The sequence below is a fragment of the Streptomyces sp. 8N616 genome, from assembly GCF_052246385.1.
GTDB lineage: Bacteria > Actinomycetota > Actinomycetes > Streptomycetales > Streptomycetaceae > Streptomyces.
Genome location: NZ_JBQQBY010000003.1, coordinates 163,790 through 187,466, shown reverse-complemented (window position 1 = coordinate 187,466; position 23,677 = coordinate 163,790). Strand labels below are relative to the sequence as shown.

The 23,677-nt window shown below is 70.2% G+C and carries 21 protein-coding genes; 14 read left to right on the top strand and 7 right to left on the bottom strand.

Going from position 1 to position 23,677, the window contains the following annotated elements:
* Window positions 1-75 precede the first annotated feature (75 nt).
* Window positions 76-1,320, bottom strand: coding sequence for an IS110 family transposase (locus ACTWQC_RS03975; RefSeq protein ID WP_443314092.1), 1,245 nt, complete (start codon window positions 1,318-1,320; stop codon window positions 76-78).
* A 682-nt stretch (window positions 1,321-2,002) separates the two neighbouring features.
* Here ACTWQC_RS03975 and ACTWQC_RS03970 point away from each other — a divergent pair.
* From ACTWQC_RS03970 to ACTWQC_RS03950, 5 genes are all read left to right on the top strand, one after another.
* Entirely contained in the window at window positions 2,003-2,926 is a 924-nt protein-coding gene (locus tag ACTWQC_RS03970) for a TatD family hydrolase (protein WP_443314091.1), read from the top strand.
* 146 nt (window positions 2,927-3,072) lie between these two features.
* Entirely contained in the window at window positions 3,073-4,518 is a 1,446-nt protein-coding gene (locus tag ACTWQC_RS03965) for a ubiquitin-like domain-containing protein (protein WP_443314090.1), read from the top strand.
* Between the two features lie 83 nt (window positions 4,519-4,601).
* On the top strand, window positions 4,602-5,444 hold the full coding sequence (gene rsmA, locus ACTWQC_RS03960) for a 16S rRNA (adenine(1518)-N(6)/adenine(1519)-N(6))-dimethyltransferase RsmA (protein ID WP_443314201.1): 843 nt from the start codon (window positions 4,602-4,604) through the stop codon (window positions 5,442-5,444).
* Complete coding sequence (locus ACTWQC_RS03955; RefSeq protein WP_443314089.1) at window positions 5,441-6,376, top strand: 4-(cytidine 5'-diphospho)-2-C-methyl-D-erythritol kinase; 936 nt, start codon at window positions 5,441-5,443, stop codon at window positions 6,374-6,376. Before rsmA ends, ACTWQC_RS03955 begins: the two co-directional genes overlap by 4 nt.
* 261 nt (window positions 6,377-6,637) lie before the next feature.
* Window positions 6,638-7,981 carry an acyltransferase family protein gene (locus ACTWQC_RS03950; protein ID WP_443314088.1) on the top strand — a complete coding sequence of 448 codons (1,344 nt, stop codon included), beginning with the start codon at window positions 6,638-6,640 and terminating at the stop codon, window positions 7,979-7,981.
* Between the two features lie 81 nt (window positions 7,982-8,062).
* Here the strand turns inward: ACTWQC_RS03950 and ACTWQC_RS03945 are convergent, their stop codons facing one another.
* The 4 genes from ACTWQC_RS03945 to ACTWQC_RS03930 all read right to left on the bottom strand — a co-directional run bounded on the left by ACTWQC_RS03945 (window position 8,063) and on the right by ACTWQC_RS03930 (window position 10,664).
* Window positions 8,063-8,251 (bottom strand): nuclear transport factor 2 family protein, encoded by a 189-nt coding sequence (locus ACTWQC_RS03945; protein ID WP_443314087.1) that lies wholly within the window; start codon window positions 8,249-8,251, stop codon window positions 8,063-8,065.
* Between the two features lie 66 nt (window positions 8,252-8,317).
* Window positions 8,318-8,518, bottom strand: a complete 201-nt coding sequence (locus ACTWQC_RS03940) for a hypothetical protein (RefSeq protein WP_443314086.1) — start codon at window positions 8,516-8,518, stop codon at window positions 8,318-8,320.
* A 317-nt stretch (window positions 8,519-8,835) separates the two neighbouring features.
* Window positions 8,836-10,221 carry an RNA-guided endonuclease InsQ/TnpB family protein gene (locus ACTWQC_RS03935; RefSeq protein ID WP_443314085.1) on the bottom strand — a complete coding sequence of 462 codons (1,386 nt, stop codon included), beginning with the start codon at window positions 10,219-10,221 and terminating at the stop codon, window positions 8,836-8,838.
* A 47-nt stretch (window positions 10,222-10,268) separates the two neighbouring features.
* The gene (locus tag ACTWQC_RS03930; protein ID WP_443314200.1) at window positions 10,269-10,664 is read right to left on the bottom strand and encodes an ATP-binding protein; all 396 of its coding nucleotides are present in this window, start codon (window positions 10,662-10,664) and stop codon (window positions 10,269-10,271) included.
* 247 nt (window positions 10,665-10,911) lie between these two features.
* Between ACTWQC_RS03930 and ACTWQC_RS03925 the strand changes: the two genes are divergently transcribed.
* The 5 genes from ACTWQC_RS03925 (at window position 10,912) to ACTWQC_RS03905 (ending at window position 16,934) form a co-directional block, all read left to right on the top strand.
* Window positions 10,912-11,796 (top strand): helix-turn-helix domain-containing protein, encoded by an 885-nt coding sequence (locus ACTWQC_RS03925; RefSeq protein WP_443314084.1) that lies wholly within the window; start codon window positions 10,912-10,914, stop codon window positions 11,794-11,796.
* Window positions 11,793-12,011, top strand: coding sequence for a DUF397 domain-containing protein (locus tag ACTWQC_RS03920; protein WP_443314083.1), 219 nt, complete (start codon window positions 11,793-11,795; stop codon window positions 12,009-12,011). The genes ACTWQC_RS03925 and ACTWQC_RS03920 overlap by 4 nt, the downstream gene beginning before the upstream one ends.
* A 132-nt stretch (window positions 12,012-12,143) precedes the next feature.
* Window positions 12,144-13,949 (top strand): ABC-F family ATP-binding cassette domain-containing protein, encoded by a 1,806-nt coding sequence (locus ACTWQC_RS03915; RefSeq protein WP_443314082.1) that lies wholly within the window; start codon window positions 12,144-12,146, stop codon window positions 13,947-13,949.
* Between the two features lie 325 nt (window positions 13,950-14,274).
* Window positions 14,275-16,071, top strand: a complete 1,797-nt coding sequence (locus ACTWQC_RS03910; protein WP_443314081.1) for an outer membrane protein assembly factor BamB family protein — start codon at window positions 14,275-14,277, stop codon at window positions 16,069-16,071.
* 191 nt (window positions 16,072-16,262) lie between these two features.
* Window positions 16,263-16,934, top strand: a complete 672-nt coding sequence (locus tag ACTWQC_RS03905) for a helix-turn-helix transcriptional regulator (protein ID WP_443314080.1) — start codon at window positions 16,263-16,265, stop codon at window positions 16,932-16,934.
* A 23-nt stretch (window positions 16,935-16,957) separates the two neighbouring features.
* On the opposite strand, the gene ACTWQC_RS03900 is transcribed toward ACTWQC_RS03905, so the two are convergent.
* Entirely contained in the window at window positions 16,958-17,362 is a 405-nt protein-coding gene (locus tag ACTWQC_RS03900) for a hypothetical protein (protein WP_443314079.1), read from the bottom strand.
* An 18-nt stretch (window positions 17,363-17,380) separates the two neighbouring features.
* A complete protein-coding gene (locus tag ACTWQC_RS03895; protein ID WP_443314078.1) occupies window positions 17,381-19,051 on the bottom strand; it encodes a sodium:solute symporter family protein in 1,671 nt (556 codons plus the stop codon).
* 207 nt (window positions 19,052-19,258) lie between these two features.
* Between ACTWQC_RS03895 and galT the strand changes: the two genes are divergently transcribed.
* From galT to ACTWQC_RS03875, 4 genes are all read left to right on the top strand, one after another.
* Window positions 19,259-20,305: a galactose-1-phosphate uridylyltransferase gene (gene galT / locus ACTWQC_RS03890; protein WP_443314077.1), complete on the top strand. Its 1,047-nt coding sequence runs from the start codon at window positions 19,259-19,261 to the stop codon at window positions 20,303-20,305.
* Window positions 20,302-21,303, top strand: coding sequence for a UDP-glucose 4-epimerase GalE (galE, locus tag ACTWQC_RS03885; RefSeq protein ID WP_443314076.1), 1,002 nt, complete (start codon window positions 20,302-20,304; stop codon window positions 21,301-21,303). Before galT ends, galE begins: the two co-directional genes overlap by 4 nt.
* Entirely contained in the window at window positions 21,300-22,460 is a 1,161-nt protein-coding gene (galK, locus tag ACTWQC_RS03880; protein WP_443314075.1) for a galactokinase, read from the top strand. Before galE ends, galK begins: the two co-directional genes overlap by 4 nt.
* Before the next feature lie 356 nt (window positions 22,461-22,816).
* The gene (locus ACTWQC_RS03875) at window positions 22,817-23,665 is read left to right on the top strand and encodes a LuxR C-terminal-related transcriptional regulator (RefSeq protein WP_443314074.1); all 849 of its coding nucleotides are present in this window, start codon (window positions 22,817-22,819) and stop codon (window positions 23,663-23,665) included.
* The last annotated feature ends 12 nt before the right edge of the window (window positions 23,666-23,677 follow it).

Sequence of the window (23,677 nt, the reverse complement as noted above, 5' to 3'; positions counted from 1 at the left end):
CCCGGCCAGGTGAGCGGTGCGAGCGGCTGCGGACCGCCCGCACCGCCCGCATAGACACCTCAGGGCCTTAAGCCGTCAAGCGGCGACCGCGAGTGCGGTGGGGAAGGCAGTGTCCTCGTCGAACAGGCTCCGCTGCTGGAGACAGTGATAGAGCTGGCCCAGCATCCGATTGAAGAGGTGCCTCTGGGCGGCGGCGTGCCAGTCTCCGTGGTCGTCGCGGCGCCGCCGGTAGTGGGTCTTGGCGCCGGGTGAGGCGGTGATCGCGGAGAAGGCCCACAGGTAGCCGACGTGGTTGAGCCGGTCGTTCTTCACCCACCGGCGGGTGATGGACGACTTCTTGCCGGAGGCCCTGGTGATGGGCGAGGAGCCGGCGTACGCCTTCAGGCCGCGGGCGTCGGCGAACCGTTGCCGGTCGTCTCCGATCTCGGCGAGCACCCGGGCGCCGAGCTGGACGCCGAGGCCAGGGAAGCTGAGAAGGATTTCAGCGTCCGGGTGCTGAGGGAAAGCCTCTTCCACCGCCTTGGCAAGGTCGTCGGCGGCGGTGCAGGCTGCCTCCAGCTGGACCAGCAGGGCGAGCATCTGCTTGCCGAGCGCGTCCTCAACGAGCGGGGGCTGGTGGGCCCAGTCGGATCGGAAGACCTCGCGGAGCCGTTCGGCCTCGGCTTCGATGCCACGTTTGCGGCCGGCCCGCTTGAGCGCGGCCTGGTACTGGGTGCGGGTCAACCGCGCAGCACGGGTAGGTGTCGGGGCAGCCTTGAGGATCTCGCGTGCCTCGGGACGGCACAGGCCGTTCTTCCAGGGATCGAAGGCCGCCAGGGCGGCCGGGTAATACTCCCGCAGGAGGGATCGGAGCTGGTTGGAGATCTGTTGCCGGTTCCACGTCGCGTCCTGCTGGGCCCGGGCGAGGACGGCGACGGTGCGGGCCAGGTCGCTGTCGTTCGGCAGGGCCCGGTGGGCGTGCATGTCGGTGCGGAGGATGTTGGCCAGCACGAGGGCATCGCCGGGGTCGGATTTCTTGCGCGAGACGCTGTGCCGGTCGCGGTAGCGGGCGGCGGCCATCGGGTTGATCGCGAAGACCTGCCGCTTGCCCTGCCGCAGCACTGCGACCAGCAGGCCGCGGGATGTCTCGATCGCGACCGGGGTCGGGGACTCCTCGGTGTCGCCGTACTCGGCGAGCAGGTCCAGCAGGATCCGGTAGCCGGCCGCGTCGTCGGTGATGTGGCGCTTGGCCAGTAACCGGCCGCTGTCGTCGACCAGCGCGACGTCGTGCGTGCGTTCGGCCCAGTCGATGCCGCAGTAGATCAAGTCTTTCCCCTCCATCGTGCTGTTCCTGCTGGTCACGAGCTCATGCGGGCCACGCAGCGACCTAATCCCAGGACTCAGCCCTGTGGCCGGTCCGCCACCTCAGTAGCTGTTCGTGGCACCAGCTCGTCCCACGGGCCTCGGTCTCTGCGGGAGCTCGGATGGCTCGGGCTTCACAAGAGGTCACCGTGGAGCGGGCTCGCACCACCAACACCAACGAGTGATCTTTCGGTGGGTGTTGACGCCCGGCGGCACTGGTCGGCGCCGATCTTTCGGGAGGCATCGCGTGCCGGGCGGGACGTCGAACGTCCGTCCAGTACCAACGGGCGCCAGCACCGGCTGGACGGCGACAGGTGCATGGGCGCCGGCGCCGCCGATCTACCCTTGGGCGTCGAGGCCGGGAACCAATAGGCGGCCGCCCGACGCCCACACGCTTGTCACCGCTGAAGCATTGGTGACGGCCGCGGAGGCGCCGGACGCTGCCTCTCTATGACTAGGCCTACGTCAGGCCAGCGTGCTCAAAGGCATGCGTCCGGCGCCCGCGCAGCTGCCACCACCATGAATACGAGGACCGCGCGCCGCTCTATGCGGAGGTCTCAGCAGACCCGGATCGCCGCAGGCATCGCAGCCCTCTACTCGAACATCCCCAGAAGCTTCCGCTCCATCGGGACGCCCTTGACTACGGATTAGGATCGCCGCCATGGCGGCAACGGCACCCGGCAACAGCAACAGCAGCGGCAGGGACAAGAACGGCGGCGCGGACGGCAAGGCCGCGCCCCCGCCGCCGCAGCCCCTGCGGGTCCCCGTCGCCGACTCGCACACCCACCTCGACATGCAGTCCGGCACGGTCGAGGACGCTCTCGCAAAGGCCGCCTCCGTCGGGGTCACGACCCTGATCCAGGTCGGTTGCGACGTGGCCGGATCGCACTGGGCGGCCGAGACGGCGGCCCGCCACGACGGCATCTGGGCGACCGCCGCCCTGCACCCCAACGAGGCACCCCGCATCGTTCTCGGCGACCCCGATGGCTGGTCGCGCCAGGGCGCGCGCGAGCCCGGCGGGGACGCCGCCCTCGACGCCGCCCTCGACGAGATCGACGCCCTCGCCGCGCTGCCGCATGTGAAGGGCGTCGGCGAGACCGGCCTGGACTACTTCCGCACCGGACCCGACGGCATCGCCGCGCAGGAGCGGTCCTTCCGCCGCCACATCGACATCGCCAAGCGGCACGGCAAGGCCCTCGTCATCCACGACCGCGAGGCCCACGCCGACGTGCTCCGCGTCCTGGAGGAGGAAGGTGCGCCCGAGACCGTCGTCTTCCACTGCTACTCGGGCGACGCCGAGATGGCCAAGGTCTGCGCCGAGCGCGGGTACCTGATGTCCTTCGCGGGCAACGTCACCTTCAAGAACGCGCAGCCGCTGCGCGACGCCCTCGCCGTCGCCCCGCTCGACCTGCTGCTCGTGGAGACCGACGCGCCCTTCCTCACGCCCGCGCCGTACCGCGGACGGCCCAACGCCCCGTATCTCGTTCCGGTCACGCTGCGCGCCATGGCCGAGGTCAAGGGCCTCGATGAGGACGCCCTCGCGGCGGCCGTGGCCGCGAACACGGCTCGCGCATTCGCGTACTGACCCCGCCGGGTGTGGCCATGCGTTCCGCCCTGCGGAACGAATGTCCTCGATCGCGACAACACAGCGTAGCGAGTCCGCTTTGGAGAGTGACGGCCCCCTTCGATACAGTCCCGGGCCGGGCCGACCGCCGGACCAGTGGGAGCGTCGTGAGCAGATCTCAGGGCAGCCACCGCGCTGCGCGCAGCACCCGCCGAAGCCGCGCCCAGAACCCGAAGGGCCACGCCCGACCGTACGAGGCGTACCCCCCGTACGAGCCGTACCCCCCGTACGAGCCGTACACCCCGTACGAGGCCTACGAGTACGGGGGGCGCGGACCGTACGGAGCCCCCGTCCCATACGGCGCGGGGGAGTGGCCCGGCCGGGTGCCCCGCCAGTACCCGCCCGCCGTCGGCGCGCCACTCGTGCCGCCCCCACCACCCCCGCCACCGCCCACCCTCCCCGCCGCCGGCGGCCGGGCCGCCGCGCGCCGCGCCGCCCGGCGCCGCAAGGCCGCCGAGCGGCCCGAGGCGCTGCGCCGCCTCGTCCCGCAGGCGCTCGTCGTGGCCTTCCTCGCGGGCGGCACCTCGGCGTTCGTCGCCCACGACAAGTCCGTCAGACTCAGCGTCGACGGCACGTCGCGCACGCTCCACACCTTCGCCGACGACGTCCAGGAGCTGCTGGAGGACGAGGGCGTGGAGGTCGGACCGCACGACCTGGTGGCCCCCGCGCCCGAGGAGGCCCTCGCCACGGCGGACGAGATCGTCGTCCGCCACGCCCGCCCCGTCACCCTCACCCTCAACGGCACCCCCCGCCGCGTCTGGACCACCGCGGGCACGGTCGACGGCGCGCTCCGGCAGCTCGGGGTGCGCGCAGAGGGCGCGGACCTCTCCGCCTCGCGCGGCTCCGGGATCTCGCGCCAAGGCCTGGCCCTGGATGTGTGGACCGAGCGGACCGTGACCTTCATGGCCGACGGGCGCGAGCGCAGGATCCGTACGAACGCCTCCACCGTCCGGGAGGCCGTCGCACAGGCGGGCATCGTGCTGCGCGGCCAGGACACCACCTCCGTGCCGCAGGACAGCTTCCCGCGCGACGGCCAGACGATCTCGGTCATGCGGATCACGGGTACGAAGGAGGTGCGCGAGGAGCCGATCCCCTTCCGTACGGTCAGGCATCTCGACCCCACGCTCTTCCAGGGCACCGAGGTCGTCGTCCAGCAGGGGCAGCAGGGTGCCGAGCGCGTCACGTACGCGCTGAAGACGGTCAACGGGGTCCGGCAGAAGCCGCGGAAGCTGCGGTCCGAGGTGGCGCGGCGGCCGCGTGACCAGGTCGTCCACGTCGGCACCAAGCCGCCGCCGCGGTCGGTCGCGGGCGCGGACGGGCTGAACTGGACGGCGATGGCGCGCTGCGAGTCGGGCGGGCGGGCGAACGCGGTGGACGCGTCGGGGACGTACGGGGGCCTCTACCAGTTCGACAGCCGCACCTGGCAGCAGCTCGGCGGGCGCGGCCGGCCGCAGGACGCCCCGCCCGCCGAGCAGACCTACCGGGCCAAGAAGCTCTATGTGCAGCGGGGGGCGAGTCCGTGGCCGCACTGCGGCCGTAAGCTTCACCAGTGAACACCAGCCCCACCTACGACGAGCACGGTCCCGAGCGAGGCCCTGAGCAGGGCACCGAGCAAGGCCCCGAGCACGGTCCCCTCCTGGGCCCCAGTGACATCCGCGAACTCGCCGCGGCCCTCGGCGTACGCCCGACCAAACAGCGCGGCCAGAACTTCGTCATCGACGCCAACACGGTCCGGCGGATCGTGCGGACCGCGGATGTGCGCTCCGACGACGTGGTCGTCGAGGTCGGCCCGGGGCTCGGCTCGCTGACCCTCGCGCTGCTGGAGGCCGCGGACCGGGTGACGGCCGTCGAGATCGACGACGTGCTGGCCACCGCGCTCCCGGCCACCGTCGCGGCACGGCTGCCCGAGCGCGCGGACCGCTTCGCGCTGGTGCACTCCGACGCACTGCACATCACCGAACTGCCGGGGCCGGCGCCGACCGCGCTCGTCGCCAACCTGCCGTACAACGTCGCCGTGCCCGTGCTGCTGCACATGCTCGCCGTCTTCCCGACGATCGAGCGGACGCTGGTGATGGTGCAGTCGGAGGTCGCCGACCGGCTCGCGGCGCCACCCGGTTCGAAGGTTTACGGCGTGCCCTCCGTCAAAGCGGCGTGGTACGCGCACGTGAAGCGGGCCGGGGCCATCGGGCGCAACGTCTTCTGGCCCGCGCCCAACGTCGACTCCGGCCTCGTCTCGCTCGTACGGCGCGCCGAGCCGCTGAAGACCGGCGCCACCAAGGACGAGGTCTTCGCGGTCGTCGACGCGGCGTTCGCGCAGCGGCGCAAGACACTGCGGGCGGCGCTCGCCGGATGGGCGGGCTCGGCGGCGGAGGCCGAGGCGGCACTGGTGGCGGCGGGCGTCTCGCCGCAGGCCCGCGGGGAGTCGCTGACCGTGGAGGAGTTCGCCCGTATCGCGGAGAAGAAGGGGACGTCGCTGTGAGCTCGGTATCGGTACGAGTCGCGGCCAAGGTCAACGTCCAGCTTGCGGTGGGCGGCCTGCGCCCGGACGGCTTCCATGACCTGGCGAATGTCTTCCTTGCCGTCGGACTCTACGACGAGGTGCGGGTGAGCCCGGCCGACAAGCTGCGCATTACGGTGTCGGGCTCGGACGCGGACCAGGTGCCGGCCGACCGTACGAACCTCGCGGCGCGCGCCGCGGAGCTGCTGGCCGCGCGGTACGGGATCGGGTCGCCGGACGTGCACATCCACATCGCCAAGGACGTCCCCGTCGCCGGGGGCATGGCGGGTGGCAGCGCGGACGCGGCGGGGGCGCTGGTGGCGTGCGACGCGCTGTGGGGAACGGGTGCCGGGAGGGCGGAACTCCTGGAGATCTGCGCCGAGTTGGGCAGCGATGTCCCCTTCAGCCTGGTCGGCGGGGCGGCGCTGGGGCGGGGGCGGGGCGAGCGCCTGACCCCTCTCGACGTCGGCGGGACCTTCCACTGGGTCTTCGCGGTCGCGGACGGCGGTCTCTCGACACCGGCGGTGTACCGGGAGTGCGACCGGCTGCGCGCCGAGTCGGGTACGGGCGCGACGGCCGACCGTGTCCCGGACCCGGAGCCGTCGCCTGCGCTACTGGACGCGCTCGGCGAGGGGGACGTCGTCGGACTGGCGTCGGCGCTGATGGCTGGGGGCTCCAGCAACGACCTTCAGGCGGCGGCGGTTTCACTGCGGCCGTCACTCGCGGACACGCTGGCGGCGGGCGCGAAGGCGGGGGCTCTCGCCTCGATCGTCTCGGGCTCGGGGCCGACCTGTGCCTTCCTCGCGCAGGACGCGCGGGGGGCTGCGGCCCTGGCCGAGGCCCTGCTCGCCTCGGGCACCTGCCGCAAAGCGGTCGCCGCCCCAAGCCCGGCCCCAGGCGCGACACTTCTCTAACCGCGCCAGACACGGACACCACGCGCCCGGGCGGGCGAGATCGTGGTTGCGGGCTCCGGCCGCGGCGCCGGGGTGTGGGGCAGGGCCGGTGGGTGTCCGGTCGGCAGGCGACGGGTGCGGGGCCGGTGGGCCTTGGCCTGGCCTGGTCGGGTCGCCGGACCGGTGCGTCTGCGGCTAGGTACGCGTACTCAAGGCATCCCGCAGGGAATTGAGTACGGGCGCCGTGACCCGGCGCCCCCCACCCGCGGCAGCTTGGGCCGTATGAAGACCAGCGTCAGCGAACTCGCCGCGGCGGCCCCCGCCACCCGCGACCGCTACATCGACCTCCTGCGCGTCGCCTCCCTCGGCACCGTCGTGCTCGGCCACTGGCTCATGGCCGCCGTCACCACCGACGCCGACGGCCGCGCCGCTGTCGGCAATCTGCTCGCGGTCGAACCGCGGCTCCAGCCGCTCACCTGGCTGCTCCAGGTCATGCCGGTCTTCTTCTTCGTAGGCGGCTTCTCGCACGCCCTGTCCTACCGCTCCCTGCACCGCAGGCACCCCACCGGAGGCGTCTACTCCGCTTTCCTCCGCGCCCGCCTCCAGCGGCTCCTGCGCCCCACCATGGTCTTCATCGCCGTCTGGGCGGCAGGCGCCCTCGTCGTACAACTCGCGGGCGGGGACGGCCCGCTGACCGACGTCGCCGCACGGCTCGTCGCGCAGCCGCTGTGGTTCATCGGGATCTACCTCGCCATGGTGGCGTTCACGCCGCCCCTGCTGCGCCTGCACGAGCGGTACGGCTGGGGCGCGTTCTGCGCGCTCGTCGCGGCTGCCGCGGCAGTGGACGCGCTGCGGTTCTGGCTCGGCGTGCCGTACGTCGAGTTCCTCAACTTCGCGTTCGTCTGGCTCGCCGTCCACCAGCTCGGCTTCCTCCGCGCCGACGGGCGCCTGTCCGCGGCCGCGCTGCGGGCCCCGGCCGTCCTCGCGCTCACCGGTCTCGCGGGCGCGGCCGCGCTCGTGGCCGTCGGCCCGTATCCGCTCAGCATGGTCGGCATGCCAAGCGAGAAGGTCAGCAACATGGCGCCGCCCACCCTCGCCCTGCTCTGCCACGGCCTGTGGCTGACCGGCGCGGTGGAGCTGCTGCGCGCCCCCGCCGCACGTCTTCTCGCGCGGCCACGCGTGTGGCACGGGGTGGTCGCCGCGAACGGCGTGGCGATGACCGCGTTCCTCTGGCACCTCACTGCGATGCTCGGCGTGTACGGGACGCTGCTAGCGCTCGACGTGACTCTTCCGGCGGCCGCGACACCCGCCTGGTGGGCGCAGGCCCCGGTCCGTATCGCCGCCGCGGCCGTCCTCACCGCGCTGCTGGTCGCCGCGTTCCGCCGCTTCGAGCGCCCCGCCGCCGCCGGGACCGGGGGCACCTCCCGTCGCGCCTCAGGCCCGGCCGCGGCGGTCGGCGTCACGCTCTGCCTGTTCGGGGTGCTCGGGCTGTCGATGGTCGGCTTCGGCGGCCTGCTGGAGGGGCGTACGGCGCTGCTGATCGCCGTAGACGTCACGGCTCCGGCCGCGGTCGCCATGGCCGTGCTCGGCTGGCTGCTCGTCGAAACGGCCGGCCGCCGCCTCTGAAGCTCCGGACGCGTAGGTCTGAAGAGACGGCGTGGTGTTCAGTGCCTCGGAGCGGGATCAAGGCTTCGGCGATCCCATCTGTCACGCACTGAGGCCGGCGACGACTGCGGTCAGTCGGCCCATCGTGTGGGCAACACGGAGGCCGTCCATGTAGTCGCGGACATGCACGATCAGGCCATTCCGGACTCGGAGCACCAGGAGTCCGGGGAAGCTGAACGACTGGCCGGTCGTGGTCAGGGTCCCGGCGACGGTCTGCTCGACGGTGACCACTTCGGGATCGGTGCTCTCGTGGACGATGACATCGTGGATCTGTTGAGGCTGCGCCGGGCTCGCGCCTCAAGCCGCCCGATAGCCTGCACGGACTTCTTCGCGCCCCTGGTAGCGATCGGGCATGCCAGGGAAGAGAAACGGGAATTCGTGCACGGCGTTGGCCGCGTACAGATCGGCCAGATTGTCCGCGGACTTGTCGAGCATTGCGCGGTGGTAGCGAGCCAGTACGTCGCGAGGACTGAGGTCGGCCGAATTGGTGTCCGGCATGACGGTGGGACTCCGTTCAGTCAGCAAGTGGAGGAGCTGGTTCGAGTGATGGACCGGAGTGCGGACGTGCGGACGGGGCGACGGCCTCCAAGGTCCGGTTGCGACACCCGACTTGAAGTCTCGGGGCCTGGGCCTTTGGCAGGAGTGAAATGGCCATGAACCTCCTCGGCTCTGAGCCGAGGTTTCTGCGGTGGTCGTTCCGGTCGAGGTCGTGGGTATGTCCCTGCCAGCACCTGGTGGTGGTGGTGAAGTCTTCCGGTTCGGCCTGCCCGCGCGAGATACGAGATCGCGCGAGCCGCAGCAACGCCCCTACGGCACTACGGTGCGGGGAGGGCCCGGTTCCTGGGCGCTACGCCGTGCTTCCCGCGACCGTTGGCTCCAGTGCTGTGCACGAGGTGCCACGAGTGGCGTTCCCGTTGGGCGGGCGCCCATCCGGGCTGGGCTCGGCGATACGTGACTCGCACCATGAAGGTGGAGTCAGCCGGAACAAAAGTCCCGTCGTTGACGGCAAGCGTGTTGATATTCACGCTGCCCACCGCGTCCCTGTGGCACCGGAACGCGCAATCGGGGTTCTTGCAGACGAAGGTACGCCCGCTGCATTTGCTTCGGATAAGGCACTTGGGGCACGTCTGAGTCGAGTATGCCTCATCCACGTGCTCAATGGTCAGGCCGGTCTTGTAGGCGAGGTAGCGCTCCTGGCGTCCTCTGCCCCATTGGGAGAGCTGCTGGCGAGTGGAGCGTGAGGCTCGGCGCCGCTTTTCGGTGTGCTGCTCAATGCCACGCACGTCTCCTACGACCAGCCGCAGGCCGACCCTACGGCCGGGCTTCGCCTCCTGGTGTGCGTTGTGGACTCTGTTGATGAAACCCGCTGCCTTCGCTGTGACTTGATGGTCGAAGTCGCGTAGTTTGCGGTCGGTCTTGGCTTGCATCTTCTGCTTTGCGGCGAGGAGCTTGCGATGGCGCCGCGACCCGTTCTTGCACCGGGCAATCTTGGTCTGTAACCGCCCGTTGCGCTTGTTTCGATCCCGCTTGATACTCCGCCCATTGCGCCCGTTGATCACCAGCACTTCGTAAGTGCCGTCAGGCATGGGCGCCGAGAGCGTCAGAGGATTGATGATTCCCTCGTCCATGGCCACCGTGACGACGCTGTCTGCACCATCAGGATCCGGCACTGGATGGTGGCCGACCTGGTAGGAGATGTGCAGTTCCCAGCGCCTGCCGATCCAGCACAGCCGGATTTCACCCCAGCGTCCAGGCTCAACGACGGCGCCGTGTGCGTCGGTGAACCGGGGAAGAGGGACGAGGAGTCGGCCTCTCGTGCGGCCAAGTGAGAGCGCAACCTGCCCACCGGGAGTGACTCGCCAGCCGTAGTCGGCAGAGAACGACAGTGGGCGGTAGTTCTTCTCGCGCCACGGCATGCGCATTCGCGCATCGTGCTTGCGGTTGCTACGGGCCGTGCGCACGGCATCGTCCACGTCGTATGCCACGGCCTGGGCGGTGTGTGCGTGGAGTGGGCGTTGCTCGGCAGGCAGTGAAGTGACATAACGGCGTACGTCCTCCCGACGGGGCGCACGCCCTTGGCGCCACTGGTCATGGAGCCAGCCCACGGTCGAATTCCACAGCAGAGCGGCGGCATGGCATGCGGCGTGCGCCCGTGCGTGATCGGCACGGTTCAACCGCACAGGCACGATCTGGGTGCGCATCACGGAGCCTTGAGGGAGCGATTTACGTACGCGGGGCGCTCTGCCGTTCATGCTTCCGCCTCCCCCGGCAACTTGAGTGCGGCCCACATGGTCTTCCCGATGACATCGCGCGGGCAGACGCCCCAGTCATCGGCGAATGTGGCGACCAGTGCCAGCCCTGTGCCGCTCTCGTCGTTTTCTTCTGCCCTGCGTGGCTTGGGCAGTTCGTCGCTGGTGTCGGACACCTCGATGCGGAGCACGGATCCATCAAACGTGAGATGTATGGCGACTTCGCGACCTTTCGGAACGCGGGCATGCTGAACAGCGTTGGTGAGTAACTCGGAGACGAGCAGCTCTGCTGTTTCGACCACGTCATCGATGATGCCCCAGCTGCAGAGTTGACCGCGAAGCTCAGCGCGGGAGCGGCCGACGCTTCGGCGGTGCCTGGGGAAGCGCCATGTCATTTCGAGTTGAGGGCTGATGTCCGTTGGTTCGGCGGGGGACGGTGGCATGGGCCGCCTCCTTGAGGGCGCAGTTGAACTCACCCGAACCAGCACGGCGTGTTCGGACATGCACTCAGCGTTGCAGTGGCGGGTCTCGTGGCGCAACTAGTTCTGGAGAATTAATTCCCAAGGGTTTCGTGCCTCGGACCTCTGTTGCACCCTGATGGGCACCGCTACAGACTGTGGCCATCGTTGGAGGAGGTCAGGGGTGGCGAGTCGTCAGGCTGCAGCAGGCCGCACGTCCACAGTGCTCGGCAGGAAGTTGGGCGGCGAGTTGCTCAAGCTGCGCGATGCCAGCGGGCTGACTCAGCCCCAGGCCGCTGACGCGTTGACGGCCACACAGACCAAAATCGTCAAGATCGAGCGAGGGGTCTCCCCGGTTCGGGATCCTGATCTCCACGCCCTGTGTGACCTCTACGCAGTGGAGCGGGAGAGCCCAGTTCGCGCCCGTCTGCTCGCCCTGGCGAAAGCGGACAGGGATCGCCGTCGAGCATCCGGGTGGTGGCAGGAGTACACGGAGCTTGGCGATCTGGTCGAGTACATCCAGCTCGAAGATGGCGCCTCGACGATCCGTACGTATCAGAATCAGTTGGTTCCCGGGCTGCTGCAGACGCCGCAGTACGCGCGAGCTGTGGCGGTAGCCGATGACGTATGGCAGGACCCGGACGAGGTCGATCAGTTCGTGCACGTGAGGATTGCTCGGCAGGCGCGCTTGACCGACGACGACCCACTGGAGTTGTGGGCTGTGCTGTCCGAGGCGGTGCTGCGACAACAGGTCGGTGGAGCGGAAGCCATGAAGGGCCAACTCGAACGGCTTCTGGACGTCTCTGGGATGCCCAACGTCAAGCTTCAGGTCTTGCCGTTCTCGGCAGGGGCGCACGCTTCGATGAGCGGGCCGTTCGTCATCGTGGGTTTCGAGGAGCCCGCGGCGGTTGATGTGATCTACCTCGAGACTCCCGGATCCAGGCTGTGGCTGGAGCGTGAGGAGGACGCCAATCGTCATCGCGGGTTGTTCGATAACGTGCGGAGGTCAGCGCTGTCCGCGGAGGACTCCCGCGCCCTGATTCAGGGCTTGATCAAGGAGAACCGGTGAGTAACCGCATAGCTTTCGAGTTCCGCAAGAGCAGCTACAGCGGCTCGCAAGGTGAGTGCGTGGAGGTGGCCTGCAGTGTCGCCGACATGATCGCTGTCCGTGACTCCAAAGACCCGCACGGTCCCGTGCTTGCCTTCAGCCCTGCGGCTTGGTCGGATTTTGTATCCGACGTGAAGGAAGGAACAGCGGAAGTGTGCAGGCCGTCGATCGTCTGACCTCCCAGTCGCAGTCCGTGCTGTGTTATGAGCCCCCGGTAGTGATCGGGGGCTCTGGCGCGACATGGGATCCTGGAGTGGTCCCCGAACGTGTGGCGATGCGGGTCCTGCGGGCTCGCAGCAAGGAGTGGAATGGCGTCCAACCTGGTCAATCTGGAAGCCGTCAGCAAGGCGTACGCGCTGCGTACGCTGCTCGACGGCGTCTCCCTCGGCGTCAGCGAGGGCGACCGGATCGGCGTCGTCGGCCGGAACGGCGACGGCAAGACGACCCTCATCCGCATCCTGGCCAAGCTGGAGCCCACCGACGCAGGCCGGGTCACCCACTCCGGCGGTCTGCGGCTCGGCGTGCTGACCCAGCACGACTCGCTCGACCCGACCGCCACTGTCCGCCACGAGGTCGTCGGTGACCTCGCCGACCATGAGTGGGCGGGCGACGCCCGGATCCGCGACATTCTCACCGGCCTCTTCGGCGGCCTGGACCTGCCCGGTTTCGGCGAGGGCCTCGACACGGTCATCGGCCCGCTGTCCGGCGGCGAGCGCCGCCGTATCGCGCTGGCCAAGCTGCTGATCGCCGAGCAGGACCTGATCGTCCTCGACGAGCCCACGAACCACCTCGACGTGGAGGGCATCGCCTGGCTGGCCGGGCACCTGCGGGCGCGGCGGTCGGCGCTGGTGGTCGTCACCCACGACCGCTGGTTCCTCGACCAGGTGTGTACGCGCATGTGGGACGTGCAGCGCGGCGCGGTCCACGAGTACGAGGGCGGCTACTCCGACTACGTGTTCGCGCGCGCCGAGCGGGAGCGCATCGCCGCGTCCGAGGAGGCCAAGCGGCAGAACCTGGTGCGCAAGGAGCTCGCCTGGCTGCGGCGCGGCGCCCCGGCCCGTACGAGCAAGCCGCGGTTCCGTATCGAGGCGGCCAACGAGCTCATCGCGGACGTGCCGCCGCCCCGCGACAGCGCGGAGCTGATGCGGTTCGCGAACTCCCGGCTCGGCAAGACGGTCTTCGACCTGGAGGACGTGACGGTCCAGGCCGGGCCCAAGGTGCTGCTGAAGCACCTGACCTGGCAGCTGGGGCCCGGCGACCGCATCGGCCTGGTCGGCGTGAACGGCGCGGGCAAGACCTCTCTCCTGAGAGTGATGACGGAGGCGGCCCGTACGGACGGCGAGGCGCAGCCGGTGGGCGGCCGGGTCGTCGTCGGCAGGACCGTCAAGCTCGCGTATCTCTCGCAGGAAGTCGCCGAACTGGACGCGGGCCAGCGTGTGCTGGAGGCCGTGGAGCAGGTGCGGCAGCGGGTCGATCTCGGCAAGGGACGGGAGATGACGGCCTCGCAGCTGTGCGAGAAGTTCGGCTTCACGAAGGAGAAGCAGTGGACGCCGGTGGGCGACCTCTCCGGTGGAGAGCGTCGGCGGCTGCAGATCCTGCGCCTGCTGATGGACGAGCCGAACGTCCTCTTCCTCGACGAGCCGACGAACGACCTCGACATCGAGACCCTCACGCAGCTGGAGGACCTCCTCGACGGCTGGCCGGGCTCGCTGGTCGTCATCAGCCACGACCGTTACTTCATCGAGCGGACGACGGACCGGGTGTTCGCGCTGCTCGGCGATGCGACCTTGCGGATGCTGCCGCGCGGCGTGGACGAGTACCTGGAGCGCCGTCACCGCATGGAGGAGGCGGCCGCGGCCAAGGTGCTCGCGGCGGCCGCCCCCGAGAAGGCGCGGAAGCCCGCGGCCGATTCGCGCGCCGCGCAGAAGGAGCTCCAGCGCATCGAGCGCCGTCTGGACCGCATCGGCGACCAGGAGTCGACGCTGCACGGGCAGATCGCGGAGGACGCCACGGACTTCGAGCGGGTGGCGAAGCTGGACGCGGAGCTGCGGGAGCTGGCGGCGGAGCGGGACGAGCTGGAGATGCGCTGGCTGGAACTGGCCGAGGACGTCTGACGGTTGAGAAGGCCTGACGGCTGAGGAGGTCTGACCCTGCGGTCCGGGCGCGGACCTGCTTGGCCTCCTCGCCCGGCCACCGCCGGTCGCGCGCGGCCACGCATATGGCTGTGCAACGGAGGCGTCACGGGCCGGTCTCAGCTGCCCGAGAGGTCTGAGACCGGCCCCTCGTTCGACAGTGTCGAGTGATACAAAGAACTCCCGCTCGACTGTTGTTGACTGGCGGGATCGCATGCCCGATTCGCTCCATCCCGGCGGGATTCGATGCCGCCGGGAGCGCGGGGGAGGCCGGTCGGGACATGGACCCGCGTGAAGAGGAAAGCTGATGTCACAGCCGCCCCAGCCGCCGAATCAGCCTCCGCAGGGCGGCTTCGGCGCGCCGCAGGACCCGTCGTACGGGTATCCGCAGCAGCCGCCGGGCCAGCCCTCGTACGGCTCTCCGCAGACCCCACCGCAAACCCCTCCGCCTCCGGGCCAGCCGCCGCAGACTCCGCCTCCGCCGCAGGGGCCGCCCCAGACGCCGCCTCCGCCGCAGACCTCGCAGCCCTCGTACGGCTACCCGGGCCAGCAGCCGCCTCAGCAGCCGCAGTTCGGTCAGCCGCAGTACGGCCAGCAGGGGTACGGCCAGCCGCAGTACGGCCAGCAGCAGTACGGCATGTACCCGCCGCCCGCCCAGTACCCCGGCGCCACGCCGCCGCCCGGAAGCGGCCAGTCCCGTCGGCGCATGCTGGTCATCATCAGCGCGGTCGTCGCCGTGCTGCTGATCGTCGGCGGTGGCATCTGGTTCGCCACGAGCGGTGACGACGACAAGAGGGACGAGGCCGGGAACTCCTCGGGCGGCAGCAGCGAGGGCGGTGACAACGGCGGCGGCACGGGCGGCAGGACCGAGACCGTCGACGGGCGGCTGATCGCGAAGATCCCGCGGCCCAAGGTCACCGAGCAGGTGACGGCCGAAGGCCTGTGGGTGACCGACACCGTCTTCGCCAAGGCCGGCGTCGACAAGATCGTCGGCTATGACGTGACCGGCAAGCAGCAGAAGTGGACGCTCCCGCTGGACGGTTCGATCTGCTGGTCCTCCCGCCACGTCACCGAGGACGGCAAGACCGCGGTGCTCTTCCAGGGCGCCAAGGCCACCGCGGAGAAGCAGCACCAGGGCTGCACCGAGGTCGCGGTGATCGACATCAACACGGGCAAGAAGCTCTGGCAGAAGAACGTCACCGACGGGGACGAGAAGGTCCGCTTCGACGAGGTGACCCTCGGCGGCGGCACCGTGGCCGCGGGCGGCACGAGCGGCGGCGCGGCCTGGAAGCTCGTCGGCGGCAAGGAACTGTGGAAGCCGCAGGCCAACGACGAGTGCCAGGACGACGGTTACGCGGGCGGCACGAAACTGGTGGCCGTGCGGCGCTGCGGCGCCTATGACAAGCCGTCGCTCGAAGTCCAGACGCTGAACCCGGCCACCGGCGCCCCGAAGTCGGTCTTCAAGGTGCCCAGCGGCGTCGAGTACGCACACGTCGCCTCCACCGACCCGCTCGTCGTCGCCATCGACGCCAGCGACGACACCGGCAGCGGCGTCTCGGACTTCCTGGCGGTCGACGACAGCGGTAAGTCGGGCCGGCTGCGCGGCAGGATCGCGACGCAGCAGGGCCAGTACACGCCGGAGTGCGGCTCGACCGAGGTCGAGGGCTGCAAGCTGCTCGCGGTCACCCAGGACACCCTCTACCTGCCCACCAAGGAGCACCAGAGCAAGGCGGAGTACGCGCGGACGAACGAGATCATGGCGTTCGGCCTCGACGGCGGCAAGTCCAAGGGCAAGGCCGACGCGGGGGAGAAGCGCACGATGGTGCCGCTACGGCTGGAGGGCGGCGACATCATCGCGTACAAGTACCCGACGTACGACAAGGGCGGCGAGATCGTCAGTATCGATCCCAAGACCCTCAAGCAGTCGGTGCTGCTGAGGAACGACGACTCCTCGGCCCGTACGGAGAGCAACTTCCGGCCTGAGTTCAACACGGACGTCGTCTTCGAGAACAGTCGCCTCTACATGGGGCAGCACTACGTCACGGACCGCGAGCCGATCGCCGGTGAGGAGGAGTACCTGGCGGTCGTCTTCGGCGCCGAATAGCACCTCGAGACCCGGCTCGTGAGGCCCGGCACGCACCCGCGTGCCGGGTCTCACGCCGGAACTGGCCCCGAATGGCGGGGATTTCTGCCTTCCGTGAGGCTTCTTCCCGGTAAGGGGCGCGCGATGTCGATCGAGCGTGTAGCTTCCGGGGAACACGAGGCCCGGGGCGTCGGGGGATTGGGGGGAAGCTCATGGGCGTCCGGCTCATGGTGGTCGACGACCACCGTCTGCTCGCCGAGGCGCTCGCCTCCGCGCTCAAACTGCGCGGCCACCGGGTGCTCGCCGCGGCCGCCCCCAGCGCCGGGGCCGCCGAGCTGGTGGTCAGCAGGGCGCCGGAGGTGTGCCTGCTGGGCACGGCCGCGCCCGCCGAGCCGGGCGCCTTCGACCCGGTCGTGCGGATCAAGCGGGACCGGCCACAGGTCGCGGTCGTGGTACTCGGCCCCGTGCCCAGCCCGCGCGGCATCGCCGCGGCCTTCGCGGCCGGGGCGTCCGGGTACGTACGGCACGACGAGCGCATCGAAGGCGTCGAGCGGGCGATGGTCAAGGCGAGGGCAGGGGAGGCGGCGGTGGCGCCGCAGCTGCTGCAGGGTGCGTTCGCCGAGCTGCTCAACCCGGCCGCCCAGCCGGACGACGAGGCCGCCCGGCTGCTGCAGATGCTCACCCCGCGCGAGGCCGAGGTGCTCGTACGGGTCGCGGAGGGCGAGGACACCCGGCTGATCGCGGCCGGGATGGGCATAGCGTCGAGCACGGCCCGTACGCATGTGCAGCGCGTGCTGATGAAGCTGGGCGTCGGGTCGCGGCTCGAGGCGGCGGCGCTGGCCGCCCGGACGGGGCTGCTGGACCGGGCGGCCGCGGGGCCGTGAGTTCGGCGCGGGGGTTGTGAGGATCAGCTCGGGGGCCGGCCGCCCGGCCCACCCTGCCCTGGTCCCTGGCCCGGCCCCTGCCCCGGCTCCTGGCCGGGTCCCTCGCCGGGCCCAGGCTCCTGACCCAGCCTCGGCCTCAGCTCCGGCGGCACCGTGCGCGGCGCGGCCGTCGGCCGGAGTTTCAGCCAGATGAGGAAGAACAGTCCGAGGACGAGCATCGCCAGGCCCGTCCAGAGGTTGATGTTGATGTCCTCGGCCTTTTCGAGGTTCTCGTCGGAGACGGTGAATCCTGCGATGGTGATGATGACGCCGTAGAGCACGAACAGGCCGCCGATGATGCGCCGTACGTCGAAGAGCCGCGCCGCCGTTGCGGATTTCCCCTCGAGCTCCTCGACCTCGTGGATGTACTCGTACTCGTTGTTGCTCATAGTGCGGCTTCTTTCCGGTCAGAACGAGAACGGGATGTAGCAGAGGGCCGCGAGGATGATCGCGCTCCAGCCCAGCAGGGCGGGACTGCGGTACCACGCCTCGTCGCCCGCCGCCGGCGGCTCGGCCACGCCCGGGGATGTGGTGCCGTACACCAGCCCTGCGAGCGACTCGGCCGACTTCGGCTTGGTGAACGGCGTGATCGCGACCATCACCAGACCGCCCACCACGAACGCCACGATGGCTGAGACGAAGTTGGCCCCCTGGTCGCTCGGGATGCCGATGACGCCCTCCTTGTAGAACCAGAAGTAGTTGATCATCGCGGCCACGGTGCCGGAGAGCAGCCCCCAGAAACCGGCCGGCGACGTGGCCCGCTTCCAGAACATGCCGATGATGAAGACGCAGAACAGCGGCACGTTGAAAAACGAGAACAGCGTTTGAAGGTAGTTCATGATGTTGCTGAACGTGGAGGCGATGAACGCGGTCCCCATGCCGCCCAGCACGCCGATCGCCGTCACGATGCGCCCGACGAGCAGGTAGTGCTCGTCCGGGCGGCCCCTACGAATGTATGCGCCCCAGATGTCGTTCGTGAAGACCGTGTTGAAGGCCGAGATGTTCGCGGCCATACCGGCCATGAATGCGGCGAGCAGCCCGGTCACGGCGACGCCGAGAACCCCGTTCGGCAGAAGGTCGCGCATGAGCACCGGGACTGCGTCGTTGTACTCCAGGCCACTGCCCTCCTGGCCCAGCTGCGGCTCCAGCACCAGGGCGATGAGACCGGGCGTGACCACGATCAGCGGGATGAAGATCTTGGGGAAGGCGGCGATCAGCGGGGTGCGCTGGGCGGCGGAGAGGTTTTTGGCGGACAGCGCGCGCTGCACCTCGGCGAAGTTGGTCGTCCAGTAGCCGAAGCTCAGGCAGAAGCCGAGGCCGAGCACGATGGTCAGCCAGTTGGCGCCCAGCGGGTTGCTCGAGCCGATGCCCGTGCCGCCCCACGCGGAGACGAAGTTGTCGCCGTACTCCCCGGTGAGGGAGTCCTTGAGTCCGCTGAAGCCACCGACCCGCTCGATGCCGACGACCGTGAGCGGGATGAGCGCGGCGAGGATGACGAAGAACTGCAGGACTTCGTTGTAGATCGCCGAGGAGAGGCCGCCCAGCGTGATGTAGGCGAGGACGAAGAAGCCGGCGACGACGATCGCGACCCACTGCGGCCAGCCGAGTAGCGCCTCGACCACGATCGCCATGGCGTAGAGGTTGACGCCCGCGATCAGGATGGATGCCACGGAGAAGATGATCGAGCTGAGGAGGTGCGAGGGGGGCCCGTAGCGGTGCAGCAGGAACTCGGGGACGGACCGGACCTTCGACCCGTAGTAGAAGGGCATCATCACGAGGCCGAGGAAGACCATGGCCGGGATGGCACCGACCCAGTACCAGTGCACGGTGTAGACGCCGTACTGGGCGCCGTTGGCCGCCATGCCCAGGATCTCCAGGGCGCCGAGGTTGGCTGCGATGAAGGCGAGACCGGTGACCCAGGCGGGGAGCGACCGGCCGGAGAGGAAGAAGTCGAGGCTCGTCTTCACGCTTCTTTTCGCGGCCCAGCCGACCCCGAGGACGACGGCGAAATAGATGCACAGGATGGTGTAGTCGAGCGCGTTGGTGGGGAGTCGCAGCCCTTCTTGTGCCAAATACATGGATCACTCTCTTCGAGGGTCTGGGGGCGGTTTCCCCGGAATCGCCGCATTTCTTTCGATCCGATTGCCCAAGAACCTCTGCCTTTTGTGCGCAGTTGTCCAGGAGGCGGGCCTCTATGGCGGCCACTATTGACTGGCCCTGTTGGCTTGTGGTTTGTTGTGTTTGCTTCTGTTCGGGGGATGATGGTAGTGGCGAGGAGCGCCAGGGTGAAGAAGACATCGACCCGGCTCGCGGACGGGCGCGAGCTCCTCTACTACGACCGCCGCGACGACACCGTGCGCGACGCGGCGGACAAGCGCCCCCTGCCCACCGTCTCGACCGCGTCCGAGATCCGCCCCGACCGGCTGCTCGGCGACTCCGTGATCGTCGCCTCCCACCGCCAGGACCGCACATACCACCCGCCCCCCGACGAGTGCCCCCTCTGCCCGTCCCGCGACGGCCGGCACACCGAGATCCCGGCCGACGACTACGACGTGGTGGTCTTCGAGAACCGCTTCCCCTCGCTCACCGGCGACGCCGGCCGCTGCGAGGTCGTCTGCTTCACCTCCGACCACGACGCCTCCTTCGCCGACCTCACCGAGGGGCAGGCCGCGCTCGTCCTCGACGCCTGGACCGACCGCTCCGCTGAACTCGCCCAGCACCCCGGCGTTGAGCAGGTGTTCTGTTTCGAGAACCGCGGCAGGGAGATCGGGGTCACGCTCGGCCACCCGCACGGCCAGATCTACGCGTATCCCTTCGCCACCCCGCGTACGGCCGCGATGTTCCGCTCGCTCGCCGCGCACCGCGAACGCACGGGCGGCCGCAACCTCTTCGATGACGTCGTCGACGGCGAACTCGCCGACGGGCGGCGGATCGTCCTGGCGGGTGACCACTGGACGGCCTTCGTGCCGTACGCCGCCCACTGGCCGTACGAGGTGCATCTCTACCCGAACCGGCGGGTTCCGGACCTGCCGGCGCTGGACGACGCGGCGCGCACAGAGTTCCCACAGCTCTATCTGGAACTCTTGCGGCGCTTCGACCGGATCTTCGGGGAGGGGGAGCCGCCGACGCCGTACATTTCGGCCTGGCACCAGGCGCCCCTGAGCGCGCAGGACCGCGGTGACTTCGCGCTTCACCTCGAGCTTTTCACCATTCGCCGCACTTCCGGCAAGCTGAAGTTTCTCGCGGGTTCCGAATCCGGCATGAACGTGTTCATCAATGATGTGCCGCCGGAGGCCGCGGCCGAGCGACTGCGAGAGGTAGCGAGCAAGTGAGCAACGGGCAGAAGAAGTACCTGGTCACCGGCGGGGCGGGCTATGTCGGCAGCGTGGTCGCCGCGCATCTGCTCGAGGCCGGGCACGCCGTGACCGTGCTCGACGACCTCTCCACGGGTCACCGCGAAGGGGCCCCCGGGGGCGCCGACTTCATCGAGGGACGTATCCAGGACGCGGCCAAGTGGCTGGACCGCAGCTACGACGGCGTGCTGCACTTCGCGGCCTTCTCACAGGTCGGCGAGTCGGTGGTGAACCCGGAGAAGTACTGGCGGAACAACGTCGGCGGCACCACCGAGCTGCTGGCCGCCATGCGCGACGCGGGCGTGCGCACCCTCGTCTTCTCCTCCACCGCCGCCACCTACGGAGAGCCGTCCGAGGTCCCCATCACCGAGGACGCCGCCACCGCACCCACCAACCCGTACGGCGCCTCCAAGCTCGCCGTCGACCACATGATCAGCGGCGAGTGCGCGGCCCACGGCCTGGCCGCCGTCTCCCTGCGCTACTTCAACGTCGCGGGGGCGTACCAGGGGACCGGCGGCGTCGCGTACGGCGAGCGGCACGACCCCGAGTCTCACCTCATCCCGCTGGTCCTCCAGGTCGCGCAGGGCAGGCGCGAGGCCATCTCCGTCTTCGGCGACGACTACCCGACCCCCGACGGCACCTGCATCCGCGACTACATCCACGTCGCCGACCTGGCCCAGGCCCACCTGCTGGCGCTGGACGCTGCGCAGAGTGGCGAGCACCTGATCTGCAACCTCGGCAACGGCAACGGCTTCTCCGTCCGCGAGGTCATCGAGACCGTCCGCCAGGTCACGGGGCATCCGGTCCCCGAGGTCGCGGCCCCGCGCCGCGGCGGCGACCCGGCCGTGCTCGTCGCCTCCGCCGAGCAGGCCCGTACGCGTCTTGGCTGGCGGCCGAGCCGCGCCGACCTCGCCGGAATCGTCGCCGACGCCTGGGACTTCGCGCAGCGGCTGGCGAGTCCGGAGAAGCGAGCGTGAGCGAACGGCGGGTCGCGGAGGTCACCGCCGCGTTCCGGGAGCTGTACGGCTCCGGGCCCGACGGCGTGTGGGCCGCCCCCGGCCGGGTCAACCTGATCGGCGAACACACCGACTACAACGACGGCTTCGTGATGCCGCTGGCCCTGCCGCACACCGCGCTCGCCGCCGTCGCCCGCCGCGACGACGGCATCCTGCGGCTGCACTCGGGGGACGTGGAGGGCGGGGTCGTCGAGCTGCGCGCCGAGCGGCTGGAGCCGGGCGGGGGCGGGGGCTGGGCCGCGTACCCGGCGGGTGTGGTGTGGGCGCTGCGCGACGCCGGGCATACGGTGACGGGCGCGGACGTCCACATCCGGTCCACCGTGCCGACCGGCGCGGGCCTGTCGTCGTCCGCGGCCCTGGAGGTCGTCACCGCGCTCGCCTGCAACGACCTGTTCGGCCTCGACCTGCGGCCCTGGCAGCTGGCGAGGCTGAGCCAGCGCGCGGAGAACGTCTTCGTCGGCGTTCCCTGCGGGATCATGGACCAGACCGCCGCGGCCTGCTGCACCGCGGGCCACGCCCTGCACCTGGACACCCGGGACCTCGCGCAGCGCCAGGTCCCCTTCGACCTCGCGGCCGAAGGGCTGCGGCTGCTGGTCGTCGACACCCGCGTCAAGCACGAGCTCGGTGAAGGGGCTTACGCGCGCCGGCGCGCGGGATGCGAAGAGGGCGCGCGTGCGCTGGGCGTACAGGCCCTGCGGGACGTCGCGTTGGAGCAGCTGGACGAGGCACTGGCCGCCCTCGAAGACCCGGCCGTACGCCGCTACGTCCGCCATGTGGTGACGGAGAACGCGCGCGTGGAGCAGGTCATCGGCCTTCTGGACCGCGGGGAGACGCGCGCCATCGGACCCGTCCTCACCGCCGGACACGCCTCGCTGCGCGACGACTTCGAGGTGTCCTGTGCGGAGCTCGACCTGGTGGTCGAGTCGGCGAACGCGTCCGGGGCGCTCGGCGCCCGGATGACGGGCGGCGGCTTCGGCGGCTCGGCGATCGTGCTGGTCGAGGAGGCCCGGGCGGAGGGTGTCGCGAAGTCGGTGACGGAGGCTTTCGCGGAGGCCGGTCACCGCGCGCCGCGGGTCTTCACGGCGGTGCCGTCGGCCGGCGCCCGGCGCCTGGCCTGACGGAGGGCTCCGCATCCCCGCGTTGCGGACTGCGGGCAACTCCCCGCCCCGTCCTGCGCTTGGCAGGTGATCAAGTTCTGGCCCTCCTTGTCGACTTGTGTCCTTTTATGGAGCGTGGGGACCGGCGTGAGCGACCAGGACGAACACTTTTCCCAATCCTCTTCCGATGTCAGAGGGCGGCCGTACGCTGATGCACAGCACCGGTGGGGGCCGGTGCTGATCAGGGGGCGAGACAGTCGGGTACGGCGCTCTGGGTGGGGTAGCAGTCACGGCGTGGCGGCGGCCGCGCGACTGCGTGGTGCCCCTCCCGGCGCCGTACCCCAACTGCCCGTTCCCCGAGACTTGGGGGGTCGTTCGTGAGTCGTATCCGGGTCCTGGTGGTGGATGACCACCGTATCTTCGCCGAATCGCTGGCAGCCGCCCTCGCGGCCGAGCCGGACGTGGACGTGGCGGCCGCCGGGAGCGCGCCCGCGGCCCTGCGCTCCATGGAGCGCGCAGCCGCCGACGGTCGCCGCTTCGACGTCCTGCTGGTCGACGCCGACCTGGGCGGGCATGACACCGGCACCGCGGGCGTGCCCGGCTCCGCAGGGACCGTCGGCAACCACGGCCCCGCCGCCGTCCGCGGTGTGGCAGGCGTGCCCGGCCCGCTGCCGGGAATGCCCGGGCAGCCTTCCCCGAACGGCAGGGCCGACGGCATCTCCCTGGTGACCACGGTCCGTTCCGCCCATCAGGGCGCGCGTGCGGTCGTCCTCGCCGAGCGCGATGATCCGCGCCGCGCCGCCGCGGCCCTCCAGGCCGGCGCCTCCGGCTGGGTCGCCAAGGACTGTTCGCTGTCCCGGCTGCTGGTGGTGATCCGCGGAGTGCTGCGCGACGAGACGCACCTGCCGCCCGCGCTGCTCACCGGCGTGCTCCGGGAGCTGACCGCGGCCCGTAAGCACCGCACCGAGAGCGAGCGGCTCGTGGAGTCGCTGACCCCGCGGGAGCGCGAGGTGCTGTGCTGCATGGTGGCGGGCCTCGGCCGCAAGGCGGTTGCGGAACGGCTCTACCTCTCCCCGCACACGGTCCGTACGCACATGCAGAACGTGCTGGGCAAGCTCGGCGTCCACTCCACCCTCGCCGCGGTCGCCCTGGCCCGCAGGGCGGGCGTCGGACCGGTGGACCTAAGCGGTCCTGGGGAAGTGGGTGCGACGTCCCGCGTCGTCTGAGGCAAGGGGACA

Excerpts from the sequence above, each read along its gene's own strand:
- ACTWQC_RS03905 (WP_443314080.1), top strand. The coding sequence starts at position 16,263 with ATGGGCGTCCGGCTCATGGTGGTCGACGACCACCGTCTGCTCGCCGAG.
- ACTWQC_RS03910 (WP_443314081.1), top strand. The coding sequence starts at position 14,275 with ATGTCACAGCCGCCCCAGCCGCCGAATCAGCCTCCGCAGGGCGGCTTC.
- ACTWQC_RS03915 (WP_443314082.1), top strand. The coding sequence starts at position 12,144 with ATGGCGTCCAACCTGGTCAATCTGGAAGCCGTCAGCAAGGCGTACGCG.
- ACTWQC_RS03940 (WP_443314086.1), bottom strand. The coding sequence starts at position 8,518 with ATGCCGGACACCAATTCGGCCGACCTCAGTCCTCGCGACGTACTGGCT.
- ACTWQC_RS03895 (WP_443314078.1), bottom strand. The coding sequence starts at position 19,051 with ATGTATTTGGCACAAGAAGGGCTGCGACTCCCCACCAACGCGCTCGAC.
- ACTWQC_RS03970 (WP_443314091.1), top strand. The coding sequence starts at position 2,003 with ATGGCGGCAACGGCACCCGGCAACAGCAACAGCAGCGGCAGGGACAAG.
- ACTWQC_RS03935 (WP_443314085.1), bottom strand. The coding sequence starts at position 10,221 with ATGCGCACCCAGATCGTGCCTGTGCGGTTGAACCGTGCCGATCACGCA.
- ACTWQC_RS03930 (WP_443314200.1), bottom strand. The coding sequence starts at position 10,664 with ATGACATGGCGCTTCCCCAGGCACCGCCGAAGCGTCGGCCGCTCCCGC.
- ACTWQC_RS03950 (WP_443314088.1), top strand. The coding sequence starts at position 6,638 with ATGAAGACCAGCGTCAGCGAACTCGCCGCGGCGGCCCCCGCCACCCGC.
- ACTWQC_RS03975 (WP_443314092.1), bottom strand. The coding sequence starts at position 1,320 with ATGGAGGGGAAAGACTTGATCTACTGCGGCATCGACTGGGCCGAACGC.
- ACTWQC_RS03900 (WP_443314079.1), bottom strand. The coding sequence starts at position 17,362 with ATGAGCAACAACGAGTACGAGTACATCCACGAGGTCGAGGAGCTCGAG.